Annotated in this window: 19 protein-coding genes; 10 read left to right on the top strand and 9 right to left on the bottom strand. The window is 69.9% G+C overall.

Going from position 1 to position 25,716, the window contains the following annotated elements; all coding sequences use genetic code 11:
• The coding region (locus tag AC1DWT_RS37795) for an Hsp70 family protein (RefSeq protein WP_477924526.1) at positions 1-468 on the bottom strand (468 nt) is incomplete at its 3' end.
• 361 nt (positions 469-829) lie between these two features.
• On the opposite strand from AC1DWT_RS37795, the gene AC1DWT_RS37800 reads away from it, so the two are divergent.
• A complete protein-coding gene (locus AC1DWT_RS37800; protein WP_072937402.1) occupies positions 830-1,396 on the top strand; it encodes a hypothetical protein in 567 nt (188 codons plus the stop codon).
• A gap of 5 nt (positions 1,397-1,401) precedes the next feature.
• On the opposite strand, the gene AC1DWT_RS37805 is transcribed toward AC1DWT_RS37800, so the two are convergent.
• Positions 1,402-1,584: a hypothetical protein gene (locus tag AC1DWT_RS37805; RefSeq protein WP_477924528.1), complete on the bottom strand. Its 183-nt coding sequence runs from the start codon at positions 1,582-1,584 to the stop codon at positions 1,402-1,404.
• A gap of 205 nt (positions 1,585-1,789) precedes the next feature.
• On the opposite strand from AC1DWT_RS37805, the gene AC1DWT_RS37810 reads away from it, so the two are divergent.
• On the top strand, positions 1,790-2,332 hold the full coding sequence (locus tag AC1DWT_RS37810; RefSeq protein ID WP_477924530.1) for a DinB family protein: 543 nt from the start codon (positions 1,790-1,792) through the stop codon (positions 2,330-2,332).
• A 194-nt stretch (positions 2,333-2,526) separates the two neighbouring features.
• Here AC1DWT_RS37810 and AC1DWT_RS37815 read toward each other — a convergent pair whose 3' ends face one another.
• Genes AC1DWT_RS37815 through AC1DWT_RS37830 form a run of 4 tightly spaced genes read right to left on the bottom strand, consistent with a single transcriptional unit; the run spans position 2,527 to position 7,997 of the window.
• Positions 2,527-4,791, bottom strand: coding sequence for an alpha-galactosidase (locus AC1DWT_RS37815; protein ID WP_206015033.1), 2,265 nt, complete (start codon positions 4,789-4,791; stop codon positions 2,527-2,529).
• Positions 4,788-5,723, bottom strand: coding sequence for a carbohydrate ABC transporter permease (locus tag AC1DWT_RS37820; protein ID WP_072937405.1), 936 nt, complete (start codon positions 5,721-5,723; stop codon positions 4,788-4,790). Before AC1DWT_RS37820 ends, AC1DWT_RS37815 begins: the two co-directional genes overlap by 4 nt.
• Complete coding sequence (locus AC1DWT_RS37825) at positions 5,723-6,646, bottom strand: carbohydrate ABC transporter permease (RefSeq protein ID WP_206015032.1); 924 nt, start codon at positions 6,644-6,646, stop codon at positions 5,723-5,725. Before AC1DWT_RS37825 ends, AC1DWT_RS37820 begins: the two co-directional genes overlap by 1 nt.
• A gap of 55 nt (positions 6,647-6,701) precedes the next feature.
• Positions 6,702-7,997 carry an ABC transporter substrate-binding protein gene (locus AC1DWT_RS37830; protein ID WP_477924532.1) on the bottom strand — a complete coding sequence of 432 codons (1,296 nt, stop codon included), beginning with the start codon at positions 7,995-7,997 and terminating at the stop codon, positions 6,702-6,704.
• A 231-nt stretch (positions 7,998-8,228) separates the two neighbouring features.
• On the opposite strand from AC1DWT_RS37830, the gene AC1DWT_RS37835 reads away from it, so the two are divergent.
• The 7 genes from AC1DWT_RS37835 to AC1DWT_RS37865 are packed head-to-tail and all read left to right on the top strand — an operon-like array spanning position 8,229 to position 16,913.
• Positions 8,229-10,307 carry a beta-galactosidase gene (locus tag AC1DWT_RS37835; RefSeq protein WP_477924534.1) on the top strand — a complete coding sequence of 693 codons (2,079 nt, stop codon included), beginning with the start codon at positions 8,229-8,231 and terminating at the stop codon, positions 10,305-10,307.
• A complete protein-coding gene (locus AC1DWT_RS37840) occupies positions 10,304-11,110 on the top strand; it encodes a DeoR/GlpR family DNA-binding transcription regulator (RefSeq protein ID WP_095861296.1) in 807 nt (268 codons plus the stop codon). The genes AC1DWT_RS37835 and AC1DWT_RS37840 overlap by 4 nt, the downstream gene beginning before the upstream one ends.
• On the top strand, positions 11,097-12,263 hold the full coding sequence (gene galT / locus AC1DWT_RS37845; protein WP_378674729.1) for a galactose-1-phosphate uridylyltransferase: 1,167 nt from the start codon (positions 11,097-11,099) through the stop codon (positions 12,261-12,263). Before AC1DWT_RS37840 ends, galT begins: the two co-directional genes overlap by 14 nt.
• Positions 12,260-13,450 carry a galactokinase gene (gene galK, locus AC1DWT_RS37850; protein ID WP_477924536.1) on the top strand — a complete coding sequence of 397 codons (1,191 nt, stop codon included), beginning with the start codon at positions 12,260-12,262 and terminating at the stop codon, positions 13,448-13,450. The genes galT and galK overlap by 4 nt, the downstream gene beginning before the upstream one ends.
• 28 nt (positions 13,451-13,478) lie before the next feature.
• A complete protein-coding gene (locus AC1DWT_RS37855; protein WP_095861299.1) occupies positions 13,479-14,561 on the top strand; it encodes an ABC transporter ATP-binding protein in 1,083 nt (360 codons plus the stop codon).
• A 13-nt stretch (positions 14,562-14,574) separates the two neighbouring features.
• On the top strand, positions 14,575-15,567 hold the full coding sequence (gene galE, locus AC1DWT_RS37860) for a UDP-glucose 4-epimerase GalE (RefSeq protein ID WP_378674723.1): 993 nt from the start codon (positions 14,575-14,577) through the stop codon (positions 15,565-15,567).
• A 26-nt stretch (positions 15,568-15,593) separates the two neighbouring features.
• Complete coding sequence (locus AC1DWT_RS37865; protein ID WP_477924538.1) at positions 15,594-16,913, top strand: DUF2252 domain-containing protein; 1,320 nt, start codon at positions 15,594-15,596, stop codon at positions 16,911-16,913.
• A 5-nt stretch (positions 16,914-16,918) separates the two neighbouring features.
• On the opposite strand, the gene AC1DWT_RS37870 is transcribed toward AC1DWT_RS37865, so the two are convergent.
• From AC1DWT_RS37870 to AC1DWT_RS37880, 3 genes are all read right to left on the bottom strand, one after another.
• Positions 16,919-18,415, bottom strand: a complete 1,497-nt coding sequence (locus tag AC1DWT_RS37870) for a dynamin family protein (RefSeq protein WP_072937413.1) — start codon at positions 18,413-18,415, stop codon at positions 16,919-16,921.
• On the bottom strand, positions 18,412-20,256 hold the full coding sequence (locus AC1DWT_RS37875) for a dynamin family protein (RefSeq protein WP_477924540.1): 1,845 nt from the start codon (positions 20,254-20,256) through the stop codon (positions 18,412-18,414). Before AC1DWT_RS37875 ends, AC1DWT_RS37870 begins: the two co-directional genes overlap by 4 nt.
• 168 nt (positions 20,257-20,424) lie before the next feature.
• Positions 20,425-23,766, bottom strand: a complete 3,342-nt coding sequence (locus tag AC1DWT_RS37880; protein ID WP_477924541.1) for an IniB N-terminal domain-containing protein — start codon at positions 23,764-23,766, stop codon at positions 20,425-20,427.
• A 358-nt stretch (positions 23,767-24,124) separates the two neighbouring features.
• On the opposite strand from AC1DWT_RS37880, the gene AC1DWT_RS37885 reads away from it, so the two are divergent.
• On the top strand, positions 24,125-25,716 hold a 1,592-nt coding region (locus AC1DWT_RS37885), incomplete at its 3' end, for an Hsp70 family protein (protein ID WP_477924543.1).

The raw sequence follows: 25,716 nt of genomic DNA on the forward strand, positions 1-25,716 counted from the left end.
GCCGTAGGCCAGTGCGGCCGCGGTGGGCTCGTTGACGATGCGCAGGACGTTGAGGCCGGCGATCTGGCCGGCTTCCTTGGTGGCCTGACGCTGGGCGTCCTCGAAGTACGCGGGGACGGTGATCACGGCGTCCGTGATGTCCTCGCCCAGGTAGGCCTCGGCGTCGCGCTTCAGCTTCATGAGCGTGCGCGCGCTGATCTCCTGCGGCGTGTACTTCTTGCCGTCGATCTCCACGTTCCAGTCGGTGCCGATGTGGCGCTTGACGGAGCGGATGGTGCGGTCGACGTTCGTGACGGCCTGGTTCTTGGCGGGCTGGCCGACCAGCACCTCACCGTTCTTGGCGAAGGCGACGATCGACGGGGTGGTGCGTGAACCTTCGGCGTTGGCGACCACTACGGGCTCGCCGCCTTCCAGTACAGACACGACCGAGTTCGTTGTACCGAGGTCGATACCGACGGCACGAGCCATAGTGTTCCTCACTTTCGTTTTGCAGTCCTGTGGGCAGGTTGTTCAGTACTGAACTGCGATGTCGGCGCTTAGTGAGCGCCCTCCGCTCAAGTTTGCACTCCGACACCGTCTGGAGTCAATTCGAACTTGAGTCTTGCACGCTCAACCTTGTCGTAAGGCTCAACGGAGGGGTGCGAAGATTTGTTCCCGGGCGCCCAGATCTTGTTTCGGCACCTTGTGTCGGCGCCACCGCCCGGATTTTGTGTCGGCGCCACCGCCCGGATTTTGCGTCGGCGCCGCCGCCCGGATTTTGTGTCGGCGCCGCCGACGTGGCCCGTGCGCGTCGGCCAACCTACACGCGGCCGCTCGATAGGATCGCAGCGTGACGACACCCGAACAGCCGCCACGCCGGCCGGAACCGCCGCGACCCGTACCGCCGCGTCCGGAGTTCGCGGTCACCCCGCTGCGTGCCGCCCCCACCGATGCCACCCCGAAGGCGGTCGCGGTGTCGCTGTCCGCCTGGGTGGGGTCGTTCGTCGTCCTCGCCGGAATCGCCGGGGCCATCGCGCTCGACCTCGGCGCCGTCCGCGACGCCCTCGAGGCGTCGGTCGCCGCGGACAATCCCGGAGACTCGGCGACGGACATCACCGACACGGTGAACCTCACGCTGATCGGCAGCGGCGCCATCGCCGTCGTCCTGATCCTCCTCGGACTACTGGGGATACAACTCCTGCGCGCCCGGAAACCGGCGGGCCGGATCACCCTCGCCGTCGTCGGCGTCCTCAGCGCCGCCGGCGGGGTGGGCCTGTGGACCCTGCTGTCCGACGCCGGGGACGCGACCGCCGGAGTGCTGCAGTGGGCGCCGCTCGCCTACAGCGCCCTCGTCGCGGTGGGAGTGCTCGCCCTGTTCGCTCCCGGCGTGTCTCCGTGGCTGCGCCGGAGCCGCTGAGACTCTCACTCGGCACTCGTCGGTGGCCGGGAAAGTGTTCCGGGCACGTTGACGTCCGGTGCGAGTACGGGAACCGTCCGCGCTCGCCTGGATTCCATCTGCCCGCCGGTGTCGATCTCGGCGGCGGTCGAGGCGTACGCGACCGTGCCGACTCCCACCGTGACGGCGACGAGAACGGGCGACACCATGCCCGCGAGAACGCGGGGCCATCTGCGTCGGCGCGAAGGCCGTGGCGCCGGCCTTGGAGAGTCGAGGTTCATACCGAGAATCCTTCGCGGCGGCCGCTTTCCGCACATCCAGGAAGGCACCCAACTTGGACCCCGAGAAAAACCCTGAGAAGACCTTGCTAATTGAGGACCGTTTCTGACCTCAATCGCTTCTATCGTTCTTCTCATGACCACTTCGCAGAAGTCCCCCGTCACCGGTGAGCGCGCCGACCTCCTCCAGATCCTGCAGGAGCAGCGATCCACCCTGTTGATCACCGTCCGCGGCATCGACKACGAACAGGCACGGCAGCGCTCGACCGTCAGCGACCTGACGCTCGGCGGACTGATCAAGCACGTGTCCCACACGGAAAAGCACTGGGTCGAAACCATTCTCGAACCCGACGAGAACGCGGAGTTCGACATGGAGTGGGCCATGGAGAAGTACTACATGCGGGACGACGAAACCCTCGAGGGACTGCTGGCCGAGTACGCCGAGGTGGCCCGCGCGACGGAGGCCGCCGTGGCCGGCCTCGACGACCTGGATGTGCTCATCCCCCTTCCCACCGCACCCTGGGCACCCGAGCGGCAGTGGTGGACGATCCGCCGCACCCTGCTGCACATCATCCGGGAGACCGCCCACCACTCCGGTCACGCCGACATCATCCGGGAATCCCTCGACGGCGGAAACACCACGATGCAGATGGGCGCCGACGCGGGCATGGAGTTCTGACCCACCCGCGGCACAGACGAAAACACCTCACCGGCTTCGGGTTCCGGTGAGGTGTTTCTCGTCCTGTGGCGGGTTCGGGTGTTGACTGACGTCCTGCGGTTCAACGTTTCGCCGACTGGTGAGAACTATGGTGCCCCGGTGCGTGGGCACCGGCTACCACCCCCAGGGTGAATGTTGCCCACCTGGTTCTGCGGCTACGCCTCCGCCGTGACGGAGAGCACGACCACGTCGTCGGGGAAGGACGCGGGTGTCTGCAGACCCACGACGGCGAGGGCTCGTCCCGTCATCGACACGCCGGGAACCTCGCTGCCCGCGGACAGTCCGTCGGCTCGTCCGCCGCCGGGCGGGGTGGTGACGGTCGGCTGATGCTTCGGTGGCACGTTGAACCACGCGGGCGGTTTCAGGCCCTCGTCCGGTTCACCGGCGAAGACGGGACGCACCCGGTAGCGTCGGTCCGGGTCGAGCCCGGGCAACGTGAACCGGCCCCGCGGCGACACGTCGGACCGCCCCACGTACGCGAGGAAGAACAGTGCCTCCGCCCGGTCGTCCGCGACCGCACCGTAGACCAGCAGGGTGGGGTCGATCTCGTCGGCGCGCACCATCGTTCCCGTGTGCAGCAGTTCCCGCTGCCGCTTGTACAGGTCGATCCACACGGCGAGCTGTGCGTTCTCGTTTTCGGTGGCGGTTGCGAGATCCCACTCGATCCCGAGATGCCCGTACAGCGCCGTCCCCGCCCGGAACGACAGTCGGTGGTACCGGCCCGTCGTGTGAGAGATGCCCGACGCGATGTGCGAACCGAGCAGCTCGGGCGGAAGCAGCTGCATCGTCCACCGGTTCATCTGCTGGCGTTCGAGCGGATCGATGCAGTCCGAGACCCAGACGCGGTCGGTGCGCTCGAGGATGCCGAGGTCCACCCGCGCGCCACCCGACGAGCAGGATTCGATCTCCAGTCCGGGGAACCGGCGCTTCAGCTCGTCCATCAGCCGGTACGTCGCGAGGGTCTGATCGTGGACGCCGGCGCGCCCGTGCGGAGCGGTGCCCGCGTCGATCAGGTCTCGGTTGTGGTCCCATTTGATGTAGGCGATGTCGTACTCGCCGAGAATCGCGGACATCCGCTCCAGGATGTGGTCGTACGCCTCGGGGATCCCCAGATTGAGCACCTGCTGGTTCCGGGACGGCACCGGCGTGCGCCCGCCGGTCGCCATGACCCACTCCGGATGCTCCCGTGCGAGATCGGAATCGAGGTTGATCATCTCCGGCTCGAACCACAGGCCGAACTCCATGCCGAGCGAACGCACGTGATCGATGATCGGGTGCAGACCGTCCGGCCACACCGTCTCGTCGACGTGCCAGTCCCCCAGCCCCGCCAGATCGTTGCGCCGGTACCGGAACCAGCCGTCGTCGAGCACGTAACGCTCGACGCCGAGCTTCGCCGCTCGATCCGCCAGGTCTTTCAACCGGGCCAGGTCGTGGTCGAAGTAGACGGCCTCCCACACGTTGATCGTCACCGGGCGCGCGCGCCGCGGGTGCGTGGGCCGCGACCGGAGGTAGTCGTGGAAGCGATGCGCCTGGGCGTCGAGTCCGTCGCCGTACGCGCCGTAGATCCAGGGCGTTTCGTAGCTTTCGCCGTCCGACAGCCGAATCTCGCCCGGCAGGAGCAGTTCTCCGCCGCCGATCACCTGGAAACCGGTGAAGAGACGTTCGGCGTAGTGCCGGTGGTTGCCGCTGAACGCGACGTGGGCGCCCCACACCTCGCCGCTGCCGAAACCGAAACCGGGCACGCCGACGGACAGCACCGTCGCGGCGTCCGGGCCGGTGCGTCCCTTCCGCCCCTCGCGCTCGTGGATCCCGACGGTCAGTTCGCTGCGCTGCGGGGTCCGTTCCTTCCCCCACCGGCCTGCGAAGTCGAGGATCTCGCGGGCCTGCGGCGGGACCGGGAACGCGAGCTGGAGGTCGTCGAGGACGTAGAACGAGCTGCCGGTGTTGGTGACCTCGGCGCGCGCCCGCAGGAGACCGCTCGGCAGCAGTTCGATGTCGAGGACCAGCCCGAGATCGGCGACGGCGTCGTGCGCGGCGACCCGGACCTCACCGGCACCGACTGCGACGAGTTCCGCGTGCGGGGACGACCGGTGCTCGGCCCCGTCGACAGTCAGCGTGGTGGTCGTGAACAGCGGCGACCAGTCGGTGCCGTCTCGGTGGCCCGCGATCCCGGGTTTGCCCACCCACCCGGTGTGGTGTTCGGGGAGTATCGACAGCCGCACCGGGAGGTCGACCACGTTGCCCGCCGGGGGCTCGATGTTCGCCCGCGCCAGGGCCTCGACGTCGGCGAGGTGCAGGTCGCCGAGCGCCGCACCCCAGTGCACGATCGCCGGCAACCTGCCGCCGGTGAGGTCGAGCACGACGGACACGCCGCCGGCAGTGAGGTGGATGTACGCATGCGGTGGGGCGGTGTCACTCACTTGTTGGCTCCCATYGTGAGTCCGGAAACGAAATGCCGCTGCAGCGCGACGAATACGAGCACCGTCGGCAACGCGACGAGGACCGATCCGGCGGCGAGCAGGTTGGTGTCGGTGAAGAAGCTGCCCTGCAGATTCTGCAGCGCGGTGGTGACCGGCAGCTTGTCGCCGCTGACCATCAGCGCCAGCGCCCAGAAAAAGTCATTGTAAATCCAGGTGATCATGAGCGTCGCGAGCGCGGCCAGCGCCGGACGGCACAGTGGGAGCACCACCTGCCAGTACTGGCGGAACAGTCCGGCGCCGTCCACGGTCGCCGCCTCGAGCAGTTCCGGCGGGACCGTCTTCATGTAATTGCTCAGCACGAACACGCAGAACCCGGTCTGAAATGCCACGTGCACGAGGATCAGTCCCCAGTAGCTGTCGTAGAGCGAGCCCGACGAACTCATCCAGTACGGCAACGGAATCGCGTTGTACAGGCGGAACAGCGGGGTCAGCAGCGTCTGCTGCGGCAGCAGATTGCCCGCGATGAACACCGCCAGCATGATCACGTTGAACTTCCACGGGAACCGGGCGAGCACGAACGCCGCCATCGACCCGATGAACAGGATCAGCAGCACCGCCGGGATGGTGATGATCATCGAGTTGAGGAAGTAGTGCGGGATTCCGCCGACCTCCCACGACTCGGTGTAATTGCTCAGCGTGAATCCGCCGACGGACAGGTAGCCGTGGGTGAGGACGTAGTCGTAGTCGCGGAACGAGTTGTAGAGCGCCCACAGCAGCGGGAAGATCCACAGCAACGCGAGCGCGGTGAGCAGGAGGTACATCGCCGCGTGCGCGGCACTGAGCCGGCGCCGGTTGGCCACCGCGGCCTTGTTGCGGGGCCCGCTCCGATCGGCGGGCGCACTGCGGTCGGCGAGGGGTGTCGTCATGGTCATCAGTCGTCGCTCCGCATCACGATCCAGAGATAGAGGGCTATGAACACCAGCGAGATCACGAGCATGATCGTCGCCAGGGCCGAACCGAATCCGACGCGGCCCGCTTCTCCCACGACGTTGGCGGTGACGAGGGCGGAGATCAGTTCGAGTCCGTTGCGGCCCTTGTTGATCACCCACACGAGGTCGAAGGCGCGCAGTGCCTCGATGACGGTGATGACGATGATCAGCAGGTTGGTGGGTTTCATCAGGGGGAACACGATCCGGAAGAACGTGCGGATCGGCCCGGCACCGTCCATGAGGGCGGCTTCGCGCACCGACGGGTCGATGGCCTTGAGACCCGCCAAGTACAACAGCATGATGTAGCCGGTGTGCCGCCAGCTCGCGGCGACCATGACGGCCCAGATGTTGATGTCGGGGTTGCCGAGCCAGTCGACGTCCGTGCCGAGGATGGTGTTGAGCACGCCGCCGTCGGTGGAGTAGATCAACTGCCACACGAACCCGACGAGGGCCATCGACAGCACCACGGGGATGTAGAAGATGCTCTGGTACAGCCGGCTTCCCTTCAGGCCCCGGTCGAGCAGCACGGCGAGGAAGATGCCGAGGATCGTCGGGAAGACGAAGAGGAACGCCAGCCAGAGGACGTTGTTGTGGAGGGCCTGCTGGAACGGTGGGTACGCCTGGACGGCGTCGACGTAGTTCTGCGGGCCGATCCACTCGATGGTCGATGTGCCGCCGATGCCGTCCCAGCGGGCGAACGACAGGATCACCGTGAAGACGGTGGGAATCCACACCAGCCCGATCACGATTGCGGCGGGCAGCCCGAGCATGACGGCGATGGTCCACCGGTCGCCGCGGCTGCGTCGGATCTTCGGGGCCGGGATCCGGGGTTCGGTTCCGGCCTGGGGAGGAACTGTGCTGGTCATGAATTCACCTGACCTGTCGGGACCGTGATGGTGGTCGTTGTCTTCTCGTGTGCGCTCATTGCCCGAACACCGCCGCCTTCTGCCGCTCGATGCTGCGGACCAGGCCGTCGACGTCGTTCGGGTTGCCGAGGAACTGCTGCATCGCGGGGATCATCACGACGGACGCGAAGTCGGGGCGGGTGTCCCGGTCGAGGAACTGGGTGATGGACCCCGCACCCTGGACGAGGGCGGCCGACTTCTGCACGAGGGGAGGGAAACTCGACAGGTCGGCGTCGCGGTGCGCCGGGATCGCCTGGGGATCCTGTTTCGCGTACGCGACGGCGGCGTCGGCGTTCGTGAGGAAGGAGAGGAACTGCTGCGCGCCGCCGAGGTTGCGCGGGTCCTTGCGCATCATGAATCCGTCCATGGGCGCCTCGACCGCCGACGTGCCGACGGCGGAGTCGAGTTCGGGGAAAGCGAAGAAGTCCAGGTCCTCCCGGTCGGGCCCCGCGGGGAAGCTCTGCGCGACGAACATGCCGGCCACCAGCATCCCGACTTCCTTGTTGAGGAGCGCCTGTTGCGCCTCGGACATCTTGCGGCCCAGCGGTTGCGGCTGGTGGAACGGGAGGATCTCACGCCAGGTGTCGAACACCGACCGGACGCGGTTGTCGGTCCAGCTCACGTCGCCGGCGAGCAGGGAGCGGTGGAAGTCGACGCCGTTGAGGCGCAGATCGAGGTAGTCGAACGTGCCGAACGGCGGCCAGCCGTCGCGGACCCCGAATCCGATCGGGGTGAGCCCGTCCGACTGCATGCGTTTCGACAGGGCCACCCATTCGTCGAACGTCTTCGGCGGCGCGTAGCCGCGCTGCTGCCAAAGACTGGGACGGTAGAACACGGCCCACGGGTAGTAGAAGAACGGGACCAGATACTGCCTGCCGTCGGTTCCGGTGGACGCCTCGCGGAAACTGTCGCTGAAACCGCTGCCGTGCGCTTGCCACACCGAGCTGACGTCGTCGACGAGACCCTTGTCGGCGAAGTACTTCATCCGGTATCCCGACATCCAGGTGAAGACGTCGTCCGGAGTGCCCTGCAGGTAGTTGTTGACATTCTCCTGGAACGAGGTGGAGTCGACGGAGTTGATCCGCACGGCGGCGCCGGACTGCTGCTGGAACATCCCGACGACGTCCTGCACGCCGAGTTTGGCGTTCTTGTCCGACAGCCGCGATCCGAGGGTGATCACGTGGGGGTCTACGCCGCCCGTGCACCCGGACAGCAGGCCGGCTGTCGACAGGGCGCCCGCGGCGGCGAGCGCGGCCTTGAGAAAGGTGCGCCGGGAGGGTTGCCACGGGTGCGGCAGCTCGTTTCGGTTCATGGTGCCCTTTTCGCTCGAGTAGCGGGGTGGGGCGGAGTCGCTCACCATCTGATCGAAATCGAACAACTTCGATCACATTTCGTTGGTGTCGCCTCACGCCGTTACGTGATGCACGTTACAAAATCACGCCGCACTGCGCATTGTCAACCGGATAGAAGTGCTTTCACCTGCGGAAGTGCAAAAATGTTCATTCGTGTTGACTTTTGAGCATCGATCGGACAGATTGTGAGCATGCACACAGCGATCGATTCCCGCGGACGGCACCTGCGGTGGCCGACCCGGGGCATTTCCTTCGGCGGTGACTACAACCCCGAACAGTGGCCGGAAGAGGTCTGGCAGCGCGACGTCGAACTCATGCGCGAGGCTTGTGTCGACTTCGTGACCGTCGGCGTCTTCTCCTGGGCCCGGCTGCAGCCCACCCCCGACACGTGGGATTTCGGCTGGCTCGACCGCGTCCTCGACCTCCTGCACGACGGCGGCGTCCGCGTCGACCTGGCCACCGCCACCGCGTCCCCACCCCCCTGGCTCACGGCGGCGCATCCCGAGGTCCGGCCCGTGGACGAACGCGGTTACCGGTACGAGATCGGCAGCAGGCAGACGTGGAGCCCGAGTTCCCCGATCTACCGCGACCACTCCCTCACCCTCGTCGAGAAGATGGCCGTCCGCTACGGCGGCCACCCGGCACTCGCCCTCTGGCACGTGTCCAACGAACTCGGCTGCCACAACTCGCGCTGCTACTCCCCCGACAGCGCGCGGGCGTTCCGGCGGTGGCTGCAGCGTCGCTACGGCGACCTCACCGAACTCAACCGGGCGTGGGGCACGACGTTCTGGAGCCAGCACTACAGCGCCTGGGACGAAGTGGTGCCGCCCGCCGCGAGCACGACGTTCGGCAACCCCACCCATCTGCTGGACTGGCGCCGCTTCTGCTCCGACGCCCTCCTCGACCAGTACCTCGCGGAGCGGGAGGTGTTGCGGCGCATCACGCCCGACGTCCCGGTGACGACGAACTTCATGGTGGGCATGGGCTCGCCGCAGTCCCTCGCCGGCGACATGAACTACGCGCAGTGGGCGCCCGAGCAGGATCTGGTCTCCACCGACCACTATCTGGTCGGACCCGCGACCGGTGACGGCGCCGCCCACCACCGGCTGTCGTTCTCCGCCGACCTCACCCGCGGCATTGCCGGCTCACAGCCGTGGCTGCTGATGGAGCATTCGACGAGTGCCGTCAACTGGCAGCCGGTCAACCGGGCGAAGACGCCCGGCGAGATGCTGCGCAACTCCCTCACCCACGTGGCTCGCGGCGCGGACGGTGTCGCGTTCTTCCAGTTCCGCGCGTCGCAGGCCGGAGCCGAGAAGTTCCACTCCGCCCTCGTGCCGCACGCGGGCACCGACTCCGCCCGGTGGCGTGAAGTCGTCCAGCTCGGTGCCGTCCTGCGCCGGCTCGAACCGGTCGCCGGCAGCCGCGTCGAGGCCCCGGTCGGCATTCTGTTCGACTGGGAGTCGCAGTGGGCATGCGAGCAGGACGGGCACCCGTCGCGGTTGATGCAGCCGATGACGATCGCCGAGCAGATGCACCGCGCGTTCGCCGGGGTGACCTGCGACGTCGTCCCCTCGGACGCCGACCTCGGCCGGTACTCGGTTCTGGTCGTGCCCGCGATGTACCTGTGCAGCGACGAGGAGGCGGACCGCATCTCGGCGGCGGCCCGCGCAGGCGCGCAGGTTCTGGTGACGGCGTTCTCCGGGATCGCGGACCGTGACGACCACGTCCGGCTCGGCGGCTACCCGGGGGCGTTCGGAGACCTGCTCGGCGTCCGGACCGAGGAGTTCTTTCCGCTCGGCGCCGACGAGACCGTCGCCCTCGACGACGGCACGACGGCCCGCGTCTGGACCGAATACCTCACGGTCGCCGAGGACGTGGACGTCCTCGCCCGCCACACCGAGGGACACCTGCAGGGCGTGCCCGCAGTGACCCGGCGTCCCGTCGGCGACGGTGCCGCCTGGTATCTCGCGACCGTTCCCGACATGCGGGGCCTGGAGCGGCTCGCCGAGACGATCTGCGCCACAGCCGGTCTCGACCTGCATGCAGGGCAGCACTCCGACGTCGAGATCGTGCGCAGGCGGGGCGAGAACGGGTCGTGGCTGTTCGTCCTCAACCACACGAACGAGAAGGTGACCGTCGACGTGTCCGGCACCGACCTCGTGACCGAACGGGTGGTCGACGGACCGCTCACGCTGGAACCGGGCAACTGTGCTGTGATTCGCGAAGACAGCGCCGGCATCGGCGCCCCGACACGGAAGGCGGACGCATGATGCTCGCACGTCAGCGCCAGCAGGTGATCCTCGACGAGGTCACCGCGCACGGCGCGGTGAAGGTCGTCGACCTCGGCGCGACGCTCGGGGTCTCCGACATGACCATCCGCCGCGACATCAACGAACTCGTCGAGCAGGGTCTCGTCGAGCGGGTGCACGGCGGGGTGACGCTGCCGCGGTCGGCGAGCGTCCATGAACCGGGGTTCTCGGCGAAGTCCGAACTCGACCGTGAAGCCAAGCGGGCCATCGCCCGCGCCGCGGCCCGGCTGGTGCGGCCGGGCACATCGGTGGGCATCTCCGGCGGCACCACCACGCACGCCCTCGCCCGCGAACTCCTCGACGTCCCCGACATCACCGTCGTCACCAATTCGCTGCCCGTCGCCGACGCCTTCCACGAGGGCGGCCGCGACGACCAGACCATCCTCCTCACCGGAGGTCAACGCACCCCGTCGTTCGCCCTCGTCGGACCGCTCACGGTCGCCGCCCTGCGCGGCATCCACGTGGACATGCTGTTCCTCGGCACGCACGGCATGGGGATCGACTCGGGGCTGACCTGCCCCAATCTGATGGAAGCCCAGACCAATCAGGCGCTCGTCGCGTCTTCGCGCCGCGTCGTGGTGCTCGCCGACCACACGAAGTGGGGGGTGACCGCGCTGGCGAACACGATCCCACTGTCCGACGTCGACATCCTCATCACCGACGCCGGGCTCGAGCGCGCCGCCCAGGAAGCCCTCGCCGACCACGTCGGCGATCTCGTGGTGACACGGGAGAACCGGGAAGGACTTGACGATGACCGTGCGTGACGAACAGGAGGCGCGGGAGGCCCCCGCGCGGGTCCGGATGCGCAAGACCCGGACAACTCTCGCGGACGGCCGCGAACTCCTCTACTTCGACGACTCCGAGCCGTACGTGTCGGGCGGCGCCACCCGAGAACTGGTGGATTCGCGTCCGCTGCCGCCCGCGGTGTCGCAGTCGCAGATGCGTTTCGACGTGCTCACCGGGGAGTGGGTGGTCATCGCCGCGCAGCGGATGGATCGCACGTTCCTGCCGCCGCCGGACGCGTCACCACTCGCCCCCAGCATGCCGGGCAAGGCGCCCACCGAGATTCCGGCCGACGACTACGACGTGGTGGTGTTCGAGAACCGCTTCCCCTCGCTCGCGACGGCCCCCGCGAACCAGGACCTCCCCGACTGCGTCGACGGCGAAGCGCTGTGGCCGCTGGCACCGGGAGCGGGCAGGTGCGAGGTGGTCTGCTTCACCAGCAACCCGGATGCCGCGTTCTCCACCCTGAGCGTCGACCGGGTCCGCACCGTCGTCGACGTCTGGGCCGACCGCACCGCCGAACTGTCGGCGCTGCCCGGGGTGCGTCAGGTGTTCTGCTTCGAGAACCGGGGCAAGGAAATCGGTGTCACCCTCACCCATCCGCACGGTCAGATCTACGCCTACCCGTATCTGCCGCCGCGCACGGACGCGCTGATCCGGCGCTCCCGCGAGCACTTCGAGAGCACCGGGCGGCTGCTGCTCGCCGACGTCCTCGACGCCGAAACACGCTCCGGCAGAAGGGTGGTCCTGGCCGGCGCACACTGGACCGCGTACGTTCCCGCCGCCTCCCGGTGGCCGCTGGAGGTGCACCTCGCACCTCACCGCGACGTCCGTGACCTCACCGAACTGACCGACGACGAACGCGACGAACTCGCGCAGGTGTATCTCGAGCTGCTGCGGCGGGTCGACCGCTTCTTCGAGGGCGTCGACGCCGTGCCCTACATCGCCGCGTGGCATCAGGCGCCCGTCGGCGAGGACCGCCCGCTCGGACGCCTGCACCTGCAGCTGTTCTCGATGATGCGGTCGCCCGGCCGGATGAAGTACCTGGCGGGATCCGAGTCCGGGATGGGGGCGTGGGTCAACGACACCACCCCCGAGCGCATCGCCGACCGGCTGCGGGAGGTGGCGTCGTGAGTGCGGCGCAGTGGGTCGAACCCGTCGACGTCCACGCGGTCACCGGCACCGCGGAGGCGTTGTTCCGCACCACGTTCGGCGGCGACGCGGACGGTGTCTGGGCGGCACCCGGCCGCGTCAACCTCATCGGCGAGCACGTCGACTACGCCGGCGGGCTGGTCCTGCCGTTCGCCCTCCCCTACATCACCGTCGTCGCCGTCCGCGTGCGGGACGACGCGATCCTGCACGCCGTGTCGACACACACCGGCGAGTCCTGGCAGGGCCCGCTCGCCGACGTCGCGCCGGGCCACCCGTCCGGCTGGTCCGCGTACGTCGCCGGGGTGGTGTGGGCGCTGCGCCGGTCCGGACATCTCACGGCGACAACGGGTTTCGATGTGGCGGTGCATTCGACGGTCCCCGTCGGCTCCGGGCTGTCGAGTTCTGCCGCGCTCGAGTGCGCGTTCGCGCTCGCCGTCGCCGACCTCGCCGGACTGCCCACGGACGAGTCCGGCCGCCGGCCGCTGATCGACGCGTCCATCCGCGCGGAGAACGAGATCGCCGGCGCCTCCACCGGCGGCATGGACCAGTCGGTCGCGATGCTCGCCCGCCCCGGCCACGCCCTGCTGCTCGACTGCCGGGACGGCGCGAGCAGGCACGTCCCGCTCGACTTCGACGCCGCAGGCACCAGGCTGGTGGTCATCGACACCAACGCGCCGCACCGGCTGGTCGACGGCCAGTACGGCAACCGGCGCGCCACCATCGAGAAGGCCTGCGCCGACCTCGGCGTCGCCACCCTGCGCGACGTCGCCGACCGCGACGCGGCCGTCGCGGCGCTGAGTTCCCCGGCAGCGCAGCGGGCCCGGCACGTGCTCGGCGAGATCCGCCGCGTCTACGAGGTCGCCGATCTGCTCGACCGCGGCCGGATCGCCGACATCGGCGACGCACTGAACCGCTCCCACGCCTCGTTGCGCGACGACTACGAGGTCAGCTCCGTCGAACTCGACTCCGCCGTCGACGCCGCCCGCGAGGCAGGCGCCTGGGGCGCCCGGATGACCGGCGGCGGCTTCGGCGGCTCCGCGATCGCCCTCGTGCCCACCGACCGGGTCGACGCCGTCGTCGAGAACGTCGCCCGACGCGCCGACACCGCGTCCCTGCCCACACCGCAGTTCCTGCACGCCGAGCCGTCGGGTTCGGCACACCGACTCTGAGATCCCCTTCCACGACCAGGAGAACACCATGGCACGAGTCACGTACGACGCAGCCACCAAGATGTACCCAGGTTCCGATGTGCCGGCGGTCGATTCGCTGAACCTCGACATCGAGGACGGCGAATTCCTCGTCCTCGTCGGCCCGTCCGGGTGCGGCAAGTCGACGTCGCTGCGGATGCTCGCCGGCCTCGAGGACGTCGACTACGGCGCCATCCGCATCGGCGAACGCGACGTCACCGCCCTCGCCCCGAAGGAACGGGACATCGCGATGGTGTTCCAGAACTACGCCCTGTACCCCCACATGACGGTCGCGAAGAACATGGGATTCGCCCTCGAGATCGCCGGCATGGACAAGGCCGAGATCGGCCGCCGCGTCGAGGAGGCCGCCAAGATCCTCGATCTCGGCGACTACCTGAACCGCAAGCCGAAGGCACTGTCCGGCGGGCAGCGACAGCGAGTCGCGATGGGCCGGGCGATCGTCCGCAACCCGCAGGTGTTCCTCATGGACGAGCCGCTGAGCAACCTCGACGCGAAACTCCGGGTGCAGACCCGTACCCAGATCTCACTGTTGCAGCGCCGACTGGCCACCACCACCGTGTACGTCACCCACGACCAGGTGGAGGCCATGACCATGGGCGACCGCGTCGCCGTCATGAAGGCGGGCGTCCTGCAGCAGTGCGCGAGCCCGAAGACGCTGTACGAGAAGCCGGTCAACAGCTTCGTCGCCGGGTTCATCGGATCACCGGCCATGAATCTGTTCGAGGTCGACGTCGTGCACGGCGACGCCCGGATCGGTTCGCTGTCGACGCCGATCGAGCGGTCGGTGCTGGGCGCCCTGGACACCGGGCGGGTCGTCGTCGGCGTCCGCCCGGAGGCGTGGACCGTGTCCGATCAGGGCACCGCGGTGAAGGTCGACGTGGTGGAGGAACTCGGCGCGGACGCCTACATCTACGGACGCCTCGTTCGCGACGGTGACCTCGGCGGACACGACATCGTCGCCCGGGTCAGCGACTCCGCCTCCCCAGCCAAGGGCGACGTGATCCGGCTGGCACCGGACCCGGCCCGCCTGCACTTCTTCTCGCCCACCACCGGCGCCCGGCTCGGCGACTGACCGGGGGGAAACAGTGAAACTTCTCGTCACCGGCGGTGCCGGTTACGTCGGCAGCGTCTGCGCGCAGCGACTGCTCGAGTGCGGCCACACGGTCGTGATCGTCGACGACCTGTCGACCGGCAATGCCGACGCGGTCCCGGCGGGGGCGGAGTTCGTCGAGGACGACGTCGCGAGCGCAGCCCACCGCGTTCTCGGCGCCGGGGATGTCGACGGCGTGTTGCATTTCGCCGCCCGCTCACTCGTCGGCGAATCGGTGGAGACCCCGGAAACGTACTGGCAGGCCAACGTCGTCAAGACGCTGACGCTGCTGGAGGCGATGCGTTCCTCCGGCACCGGCCGGCTGGTGTTCTCCTCCACCGCGGCGACGTACGGCTCGCCGGATTCCGTGCCGATCACCGAGGACGCACCGACCCGGCCGACCAACCCGTACGGTGCCACCAAACTGGCGATCGACCACGCGATCACGTCGTACGCGCACGCCCACGGGCTGGCGGCGTGCAGCCTCCGGTACTTCAACGTCGCGGGCGCGTACGCCGGTCTCGGCGAGAACCGTCGCGTGGAGACCCACCTGATCCCGCTGGTGCTGCAGGTCGCGGCCGGGGACCGCGACGAGATCTCGGTGTTCGGCACCGACTGGCCCACCCCCGACGGCACCGCCGTCCGCGACTACATCCACATCCGCGACCTGGCCGAGGCGCACGTCCTCGCGCTCGAATCCGCCCAGCCCGGAACGCACCGGATCTACAACCTCGGCACCGGCACCGGGTTCAGTGTGCGGGAGGTGATCTCGTCCTGCGAACGCGTGACGGGCCGAACCATCGCCACCCGGGACGCCCCGCGCCGCGCCGGCGATCCGGCGGTGCTCGTCGCGTCGGGTGCCCGTGTGCAGGCCGAACTGGGCTGGCGGCCGAGCTACACGGACCTCGATGCGATCGTGGCCGATGCGTGGACGTATCTGCAGTCGCTGGGGGCGCGGGAACGCTACCGTGGTTCCGTGCGGTCGTGACCGGTCGCCGCGAGAAGGAGGCTGCTGTGGACGTCGACGATTCCACGAGGCAGGGCCGGATCGTGGAGGTCCTCGTCGAGGCCTTCGCCGGTCTGATGGAGGCGGACCCGAGCGCGTTTCGCACGAAGTTCCGGAAGATGGCCGCCGATCCGTTCGCCTTCTACCGGGGCAGCGCCTGCCTCTTCTACGACGATCTGCGTGACTTCGACGATCCGTGGGCGGACGAGCGCACCGGCCGCGTGTGGATTCACGGCGATCTGCACCTGGAGAATTTCGGCACGTACATGAATTCGGAGGGCACCCTCGTCTTCGACGTCAACGATTTCGACGAGGCGTACGTGGGGCCGTTCAGCTGGGATCTTCGCCGGTTCGTCGCGAGTCTCGCACTGATGGGCTGGCAGAAGGCCCTCCCCGAGAGTGATGTCCGGGCACTCGCCGACACCTATCTGCGCAGTTACGTCGCGCACGTCCTGCAGTACGTGCAACGGGAGGCGGACGAGGCGTACGCACTGCGCCTGGACAATTCGCGCGGCGCAATCCAGGATCTGCTGCTGAGCGCGCGCCTCGCCACCCGGGTGGACCTGCTCGAATCCGTCACGGTGATCGAGGACTACGACCGGCGTTTCCGGCGGGGCCGCGGAGTCCGCGAACTCGACGAGGACGAACGCACGACCGTGTGCGAGGCGCTCGAGACGTACATCGAGAGGGTGCCCCGCAGCAAACGATCCGCGCGACCGGTGTTCTACCGGGTCAAGGACGTGGTCGGGCGGAAAGGTTTCGGGATCGGCAGCGCCGGCCTCCCGGCGTACAACGTGCTCATCGAAGGGGCGACGCAGGCGCTCGAGAACGACATCGTGCTGTCCCTCAAGCAGGGCAACGTCGCCGCGCCCAGCCGCGTCGTCGACGAACCCCGTGTCCGCGACTACTTCGAGCACGAAGGCCACCGCACGGTGGTGAGTCAGCGGGCTCTGCAGGTCCACACCGATCCGCTGCTCGGCTACACCGAGATCGGTGACACCGGTTTCGTGGTCGCCGAACTCTCCCCGTACGAACTGGACCTCGACTGGTCCGACCTCACCGAACCGGAGGACATCGTGCCGGTGCTCGAGGACCTCGGCCGGGCGACGGCGAAGGTGCACTACGTCTCCGACGAAGACAGCGATCAGACCCTGGTCACGTTCCAGACCGAGGACGCGATCCAGAACGTCGTCGACGGCAGGCTGGACGAGTTCGTCGGCGAGATCATCGACTTCGGCATCGCGTACGCCGAGGTGAGCCGCAAGGACCACCAGCTGTTCGTGGACGCGTTCCGGGAGGGTGAGATCGCGGGCGTGTCCGCGACCTGACCCGCCTACAGGCGGACCGTGTTCAGTTCCTCCAGAACACCTTCCGCGCTGCGGGCGGCGACGGTGCAGGCCCTCGCCGTGAACTGGTCGAGCAACGGGTGCCGTGCGCGTTCGCGCCACTTCCGTACCGCGGCGAGTGCCCGCATCCGCTGCAACTCCACGGAGTCGTCGCCGTCGGTGCCCAGCCGTTCCGGGATCTGGATGCCGAACCCGCCGATCAGGCGCTGCAGTTCGGCCACGTCGTCGGCGGGCAGCCCCACCTCGGTGGAGCGCAGCCGCCCGAGCAGGCGCAGTTCCTGGAAACCGTGCACGTCGGACAGCAGTCGTTCGGCCGATATCAGGATCTCGCCCGCCCCCGGCACCGGATGCGCCGTCAGGACCCGCTTGAGTGCCACCAGCGCCGAGTGGGTCTTCAGCTGATCGGCCCGCTGCCCGAACTGGATGTCGATCACCTGGCGCAGTTCGTCGAGACCGCTGCGTTCCACCAGTTCGGCCGCCAGCGTCGGCGAGTCCTTGGTGCCCAGCCGGATCAGGGTGACGGCCATCCGGATCCCGAAGAGCCCGAAGCGATCCGCCAGCTGGGCCCGCATCCGGGCGTCCACGGGAAGCGGACTGTCCTCACGGGCGAACCGGTCGGCCGACAGCATCGCCAGGTTCAGGTCGTCCACCGGGACCTCGGCGAGATGCTGGAACGCGGTGAACTCGGCCTGACGCATCGTGCGGGCACCGAGCGCCAGCAGACCCGCGACGGGGACGACGGCCTGGCACAGCCCGGTGCGCTCGAGTTCGCCCGCGAACCGGGACGCCACCTCCTTCGCGGACATCATGGCGTCCAGGCGTCCGGCCCCCACCTCGTCGGCCCGCGACACGACCCCGACCACACCGAGCGGTCCCGATTCGTCGCCGACGTGGTCGCCGATCTGACCGAGGAACTGGACGTCGGTCGCGTTGAGGGTGCGCAGCAGGTAGACCACGGCGTCGGCGCCGGACGCCTCGTTGTCCGGGGTGAGCATCTCGAGCGTGCGGGCCGAGACGTCCCGCGACAGCGAGGACGTGCCTGGGGTGTCGATGATCGTGGTGTGCGCCAGCGCGGACGACGGCCACTCCACGTCGAGGCGGTCCACCTGATCGGCGGTGAGGTGACCGAGGTCGAACGTGAGATGTCCGTCCCGGCGCAGCACCGGGACGTTCGCCGAACGCTGACCGCCGGTGCCCGGGTCCGGCTGGTACCAGGCCGTCACGGTCGGCGTCGACCCGCTGCGATACCAGGTGACGACGCGGGTGCACTCGGTCGCGTCGGTGGGCGCGATGTCCTGCCCCACCAGGGAATTGAGCAGAGTGGACTTGCCGGCCTTCAGCGAACCGGCCAGGGCCACCCGCAGCGGTTGTTCCAGTCGCCGGGCGCATTCGGTCAGCTGATCCCGGATCTCGGGGCGGCCGGCGTACAACTGCCGGGCCGAGGCGATGAGTGCCCGGGCTTCCTGGAGCGGAGCGGCGGTCATGCCGTGACCGCTCCCGCATCGCCTGCGACGAGTTGCGCGGCCTGCTGTTTCAGCTCGGAGGCGACGTGCAGATCCTTCTCGAGTTGCGCGATGCGGCGGGTCCGCTCGGTGGACTCGAGGTTCGCCGCCTCCTGCGCGGCCCGCAGCGACTCGTTGATCGACCGCAGCGCCTGCTCGGCGATCGCGGTGAAGTGGTCGCGCAGCAACCGTTGGATCGACCGGAGCCGATCCTTCGACTCCTTGCCCACCTGGAAGCTGGCGTCGTCCGCGAACCGGCGGATCGCGGTCTTCGCCTCCGCCCGCCGCTTCAGGATCCGGCTCTCCCGGTCTTCCCGGTATGCCTTGGTGCCCAGCAGGACTCCCGCGCCGATCGAGATCGGATTGACCAGGGCCATCCCCATCATGGTGGTGATCAGACCGAACATGAGGACGCCGCCGTAGGAGCCGCGCATACCGACGAGGACCTTCTGCGTGATGCCGATGCGCCCCGCCTCGAGGTCGGCGAGCGACGCCACAGGTTCGAGGACCCCGTCCACGTTCGCGATGTCCAGGTGCGGCAGTTCGACGGCGCCCGTCTCCGCGAAGTGCTGCGCCACCACCTCGGCCAGCCACAGCGCGCGGTCGTGGGCCCAGACGAAGTTGTCGCCGATCGCGGTGGCGAATTCCTGCTCGAGCCACTGGCCCAGCGCGTCCCAGTCCTTGCCGGGATCGCCCTCGTCCACCGTCTCCTCCGCCTCCCGGGTGACGCGGCGCAACCGGTCCCGGAGGTCGTGGTCGATGTCCGCGGCCAGGTCGGCGATGCCGTCGCCGAGCGTCTGCTGCCACAGCGACGTCTTCTTGTGCAGTTCCTCGGCGGCCGCCTTCGCCTTCTGCAGTTCCGCGACCGCGGCGACGCCCTTCGCCGGATCACGCAGGGCGGCAAGCTCACTGCCGATCCCCAGGGTCAGATGCTCGGCGGCGGAGGACACGTCCAGCGACACGGCCCGGCGGGTGTTCGCCTCCGCACGCGCCACCACCCGGTCGCGCAGGAACGCGTACAGCTCGACGAAACCGGATTCGGTGTTGAGTTCCTCGTCCTGCAGTCGCAGCGCGTGCGAACGCAGCACCGAGGAGATCGGGATCAGGGGAACGTCCAGACCTGCGCGCGCGAGATGCCCGCGATCCGCCTCGACGATCTCGCGCCAGTGCGGGTACAGGTCGGTCTTGCTGATCAGGCAGGCCACCGACGGGCACAGGCTCGTGACCTGGCGGATGAAACCGAGTTCCGGCTCGGTGAATTCCTGGCTGGCGTCGGACAGGACGAACACGGCGTCCGACGCCGGAATCAGTCCGAGCGTGCTCGCGGCGTGCGGGTTTCCTGCGCCGCCCACCCCGGGGGTGTCGACGAGCACCAGCCCGTCGGCGAGCAGCGGGCTCGGGACATTCACCTCGACGCGCAGCACCTCCCGGCCCCCGGCGCGGGGTGAGGCCGGGGTGATGCCGTTCAGCTCGTCGAGTGGCAGCGGCACCCGGATCGGGTCGGCGCCCGGATCGGCGAGGACCAGCTCCGCCGACGCCGTCTCCGCGTTCTGGACGACGGTGGGGATCGCCGTGGTCTCGTCGTCGCCCACCGAGCACACGGTGAGATTGAGAAGCGAATTCACGAACTGGCTCTTGCCCTGCTTCAGCGGCCCGACCACCACGATCCGCATCCGCGGATCCTGCACCCGGCCCCGGGCGGAATCCAGGCGCTGGGCCAGGTCGCCGCGACCGAACCGCTTCGCCACGTCCAGGGCCCGCTCGAGCAGCGCCGTCATCGACTGGGATCGGGCTGGACTCTTCTCGGCGGCTGCACTGTCCATGAGCTTCGTTGACCCGCAATTCTTCCGACCTCGTGCGGGCACCTGTTCGGTGCCCCGACACCCGACTGTGAAACAGCCCCGCACGCATAACGCGTCCGGGGCTGATTTCGTTACATCGTACGGCGGTCCCGGCCGCCCCGTCTGGGGGATGCCGGAACCGCCGGCTCATCACGGCTCGAGGTGATCGACCACGCCCGTGACGTCGTGCGAGAGGTCCACCGAGGAGTCGGTGTCACCGAACAGCGAACCGTCGGTGTCGGCGTGCAGGCCCGAGTCGGCGCCGAACGCGTTGTCCGCGTCGATCGACGACCAGGTGTCGGCCCCGGTGTCGACGGCACCGCCCAGGGTGGATCCGAGGCCGCCGGCGATCGAACCGGTGGTGTCGACGACGGCGCCGCCGACCGCTCCGAGGTCCGCGGCGGCGGAACCGCCTGCGGAAGCGCCACCCGCGACCGATCCACCGGCGGACGCTGCGCCGTCGAGGGCGCCGCCCACTGCCGCTCCGCCGTCGACCGCTCCACCGACGGCACCGTCGAGGGCGCCGCCGACCGAGGTGCCGAGCGATCCGAGACCGCCCACGCCACCGGACAGTCCGGCGCCGAGATYGGCGGCCGCGTCGGTGGTGGCGTCCAGGCCCCCGGTCAGACCTGCGGTGGCGTCGACGGCGCTGTCCACGCTGCCTTCCAGTCCGCCGGCCACGTCACCGCCGATTCCGGCAGCGGCGTCCACGGTGCCGCCGAGGCTTCCGCCGACGTTCGCCGCCGTGTCCAGGGCGCCACCGAGGCTTCCGCCCAGGTTGGCCGCCGTGTCGAGGGCACCGCCGAGGTTCGCGTCCAGGCTCGCACCGGCGTCGGCGACCGCGCCGACCGAGGCGCCTGCCTCACCGACCGCATCGACGGCACCGCCGACGCTGCCGGTCAGTGCGGAGCGGAGGCCCGCACCGGTGTCGAAGATTCCACCCAGACCACCGGTGAGGCCGCTGGTCAGACCGGCGCCCAGGCCACCGGCCGTGTCCAGTCCGCCGACCAGGTTGGTTCCGAGGCTTCCGCCCAGGTCTGCGCCGGCGTCGGCAACCGCACCGACTCCCGCCGCGACACCGGCACCGATGCCGGCCGCAGCGTCCGCGCCGCCCGCCACACCGCCGCCGACCGCGCCGCCCACGTTGCCCGTGACGTCAGTGCCCACGTCGAGCAGCCCGCTCAGCGCGCCGTCGATGCCGCTCGTCAGGCCACCCGCGAGACCGGTGCCCGCGTCGAGCGCACCGTCCAGGGCGCCGCCAACACCGGCCGCCGCGTCGAGTCCGAGATCGGCGTCCAGAGCGGAGTCGAGATCGAGCCCGCCACCGGCCTCCAGTGCCGTCTCCAGTGCAGAACCGAGGGTCGCGCTGAGGCCGCCGTCCGCGCCGAGGACGCCGCCGAGAGCGGTGCCCAGCGTGCTGCCGATGCTTCCCTCCGCGCCGAGGACGCTGTCGAGGTCGAGGGCGCCGCCGGTCTCGAGCGCACCGCCGAGCACACCGCCGAGGGCCGCGCCGAGATCGGCGCCCGCGGCGCCGCCGGCACCGAACGCACCGCCGAGCAGACCACCCAGGTCGGTCGCCCCGCCGAGGTCGACTCCGCCGTCCGCGCCGAGCACCGCGTCGAGCGCCGCGCCCAGGCCTGCGGTGGCGTCACCGTCGACACCGAGCACTCCGCCGAGCGCGCTGCTGATCGTGGTTCCCAGATCGGCACCGGTGTCGAGGACACCGCCCAGCCCGAGGCCGCTCTCCAGTGCGCCGCCCAGGACCGTGCCCAGGTTCGCGCCTGCGTCGCCGCCCAGACCGAGGGCACCGCTCAGTGCCGTGGTCAGCTCGGAAGTCAGTTCTCCGCCGAGGCCGAGGTCGCCGCCGAGGCCGAGGTCCAGTCCGCCGTCCAGCAGGCCGCCCAGGTCGATGCCCGTCACGCCGCCGGCACCGAGCGCGGCGTCGAGAGTGCTGCCCAGTTGGGTGGCCAGGCCACCGTCCAGGCCGAGGGCGCCGCCGAGGACCGTGCCGAGTGCGGCGTCCAGTCCCAGTCCGCTGCCGAGTGCACCGGACAGTGCGCCGCCGAGGCCGCCGTCCAGATCGAGGGCGCCGCCGAGCAGACCGCCCAGGGCTCCACCGAGGTCACCGCTGACGTCGCCGCCGGCGCCGAGGACGCCGCCGAGGATGCCGCTCAGCGCGCCACCGAGGCCGCCGTCGGCACCGAGCACGGCACCGAGGTCGAGTCCGCCGCCGGCACCGAGCACCGCGTCCAGTGCGGTACCCAGACCGGCCGTGAGGTCGCCGCCGACTCCGAGTTCACCGCCGAGCAGCCCGCTCAGGGCACCGCCGAGGCTGCCGCCCGCACCGAGGATCGCGTCGAGGTCCAGTCCGCCGCCCAGGTCGGCGATCGAACCGAGCGTCGCGCCGAGGGCGCCACCGAGGTCTGCACCGAGGTCACCGCCCGCACCGAGGACACCGCCGAGCGCGCCACCGAGGACCGCGCCGAGGTCGGTGCCGAGGACTCCGCCGAGCGAACCGGCGACGTCGCCGAGCAGGTCACCGCCGAGCAGGCCTTCGAGGGTCGCGCCCAATCCGCCGCCGGCGCCGATCGCCGCGTCGAGGGCGCCGCCCAGCGTGCCACCGAGACCGGCGTCCACACCGAGCACGCTGCCGAGGGTCGTCCCGAGCACGCCACCGAGGTCGAGGCCGGCACCGACTCCGGTGAGGATGTCGCCGTCCACGCTGCCACCGAGGTCGACGACGCTGGCGAGGGCGGCACCGAGAGCCGCACCCAGCTCGGCGCCCAGGTCGCCGCCGATCGACAGGGCCGGCGCGAGGATCCCGGTGAGACCACCGGCGACGTTGACCACCGGCAGGGCCGTGATCGCCGCGGTGAGGGTGGTAGCGAGCTGCGCGGTCAGGTCGGCGCCCAGCCCGAGCGCTCCCCCGAGGGCTCCGCTGATCGTGGCGCCGAGGTCGAGTGCACTGCCGAGGTCGACGCCACCGGTGAGAGACAGTGCCGCGTCGAGGGCCGCACCCAGCGCGGCACCGAGCTGTGCACCGATCTCGCCGCCGATCTCCAGTGCGGCACCGAGCGCGGCGCTCAGGCCGGCCGCCAGTTCCGCGGCGAAGTCGAAGTCGCCGCCCAGGCCGGCACCCAGACCGAGGCCCGCGCCGGCTCCGAGACCGACCGCACCGCCGAGACCGCCGCCGARACCGAGGCCGGCGCCCAGGCCGCCACCGAGACCGCCGCCGACACCTGCGCCGATACCGCCGGCGACGTCACCGGCGACGTCGGCACCGGCGTTGACGATCGCTGCCAGGTCGGCCCCGCTGCCCGCGAACAGTCCCGACTCCGCGACCAGCGGAGCGACGGAGACGATGTCCGCGTGGCTCACACCCTGCAGACCGGCAGCGCACAGAGCGTCGGTCGGGTTGGCGCAGTAGGCCGCCGCAGCCTGCTCGTCGCGAAGAAGGCCGAGGATGAAGTCGAGGACGGCGTTGGTAGCCATGGCAATCTCTCCTGTGGTCGAGGTTCGGGGAGTTCGGGTGGCCACCACAACTGCTGTGACGGCGAGTGAAATACACGTTATGGATCGGCGGCCCCCTTCCCAACGGGGCGGCGCCCCCTACTCGCGGACCCCGGTATCGGGGATCTCCCATCGGGGGTCGGGGCCTCGCCGTTAGGGGATGAGGGGGCATTAGGGGATCGGCCCCGTAACTGCCGTCGACCTGCGCATCGGCGTAACGAAACGGCCGCCGCACGCGACAATTCGAGTGACCACGACGGCCCCGGCCGTCACATACGACGGCGGCACCGTCCGCCTGACACAGGCGGCGTGACGCCCGCCCGGACCACAGGAGTGGAACATGGCTGCAGCGCTCGGCATCGGTGTCGGATCGGTCAATACGGTGGCCGCCGTCGACACGGACGGGGCGAGCGTGACGGATGCCGCCGACCTCACCGTCCTGTCCCGCGCGAGTGTTCTGCACCTCTCCCCCGACCGCGCACCCGTACTCGGCGCCGACGGCGGCGAACCGGATGCGGTGACGGTGTCCGACTTCGCGAACCGCGTCGGCGACCCGGTCGGGATCCTCACCGACGACGGCTCGACCTACTCCGGCGAAGACCTCGTGGCCACCGCCGTGAGCTGCATCGTGCACGAGGCGGCATCCGGCAGGCACGGCCTCCCGGCCACCGTCGTCGCCCACCCGACCGTCTGGCCGCCGTACACCGTCGGCGTCCTCGCCGACGCGCTCGAGCAGGCCGGCGTCGCGGACGCCACCCTCGTGTCGGAGGCGCAGGCGGTGATGACGTGGCTCGAACGGACCCGCGGCACCCACGGCGACGCGTTGACCGTCATCTACGACCTCGGCGGCACCTCACTCGACATCACCCTGTTCCGTTCGGACGCACATGGCACGGAAACCGGGGTCCTCGGCAAGCCGGTGCGGTCCGAGGACTTCGGCGGCGCCCACTTCGACCACGCCGCCATGCAGTACGTCCTCGGCAACGTCGCCGACGAGTTCGGCGACATCGACCCGTTCGCCCCCGACACCGTCGCCGCGCTGACCCGCCTGCGGACCCGGTGCACCGCGGCGAAGGAGGCACTGTCCTCCGACACCGAGGCCACCATCGGCATCGAACTGCCCGGCATCTCCACCGATGTGCGGCTGGTGCGCTCGGAACTCGAAGACCTCATCCGCGAACCCCTCCAGGACTCGGTGACGCTGGTCCGCGAGAGCATCCACGCCGCAGGCCTCGAATCCAGCGACGTCACCCAAGTGGTACTCACCGGCGGCAGCGCCGCGATCCCGCTCGTCGCCGAACTTCTGTCCGCGGAACTGCGGGTTCCCGTCGTCGCGGCCGAACGTCCGGGCCACACCGCCGCCCTGGGCGCCGCGCTGCTCGCCGCCGACCGGGATGCGGGACGCGCCGCCGCCCCGACCGTCGCGCGGATGCCGGTCGTCGTTCCCACCGCCGCGCCTGCCACGGCAGCGCCCGCCGCCGTCCCGGCCGTCGAATCGGACGCCGACACCGTCGTCCTCGCCGCCCGGCCTCCCGCACCGAGACCCGTCGACCCCGCCCCCACCGGGATGTCGCGCAAGAAGAAGGCCGGGATCATCTCCGCATCCGTCGCCGCCATCGCCCTGCTTGCTGCGGGCGGGCTGTCGCTCGGCACGGTCTTCGACGTCGCACCGGCGTCCACATCCAGTTCGGGTTCGACCACCTCGCAGTCGTCGGGCACGTCGGCGGGCGCCGCCTCCACGTCCGGTCTTCCGGCGGAGGCCGCCGCGACAGGCGCCGTCGCACCCGGCACCGAGGCTGCGGGTGTCGCCGCCGCAACCGGTGTCCCCGGCACCGCGGCCGGCGTCGCGACTCCGGTCGCCGCACCCGGCACCGTCCCACCCGGCACCGTCGCACCCGCCGCGGCCCCACCGGCTGTCGCGGCGCCCGGCAC

It is taken from the genome of Rhodococcus sp. P4_B6, from assembly GCF_056402215.1.

Bases quoted from the DNA above. Each gene is read 5' to 3' on its own strand.
- AC1DWT_RS37825 (WP_206015032.1), bottom strand. From the start codon at position 6,646: ATGACCAGCACAGTTCCTCCCCAGGCCGGAACCGAACCCCGGATCCCG.
- AC1DWT_RS37855 (WP_095861299.1), top strand. From the start codon at position 13,479: ATGGCACGAGTCACGTACGACGCAGCCACCAAGATGTACCCAGGTTCC.
- AC1DWT_RS37840 (WP_095861296.1), top strand. From the start codon at position 10,304: ATGATGCTCGCACGTCAGCGCCAGCAGGTGATCCTCGACGAGGTCACC.
- AC1DWT_RS37875 (WP_477924540.1), bottom strand. From the start codon at position 20,256: ATGGACAGTGCAGCCGCCGAGAAGAGTCCAGCCCGATCCCAGTCGATG.
- AC1DWT_RS37805 (WP_477924528.1), bottom strand. From the start codon at position 1,584: ATGGTGTCGCCCGTTCTCGTCGCCGTCACGGTGGGAGTCGGCACGGTC.
- galT (WP_378674729.1), top strand. From the start codon at position 11,097: ATGACCGTGCGTGACGAACAGGAGGCGCGGGAGGCCCCCGCGCGGGTC.
- AC1DWT_RS37870 (WP_072937413.1), bottom strand. From the start codon at position 18,415: ATGACCGCCGCTCCGCTCCAGGAAGCCCGGGCACTCATCGCCTCGGCC.
- AC1DWT_RS37835 (WP_477924534.1), top strand. From the start codon at position 8,229: ATGCACACAGCGATCGATTCCCGCGGACGGCACCTGCGGTGGCCGACC.
- AC1DWT_RS37830 (WP_477924532.1), bottom strand. From the start codon at position 7,997: ATGAACCGAAACGAGCTGCCGCACCCGTGGCAACCCTCCCGGCGCACC.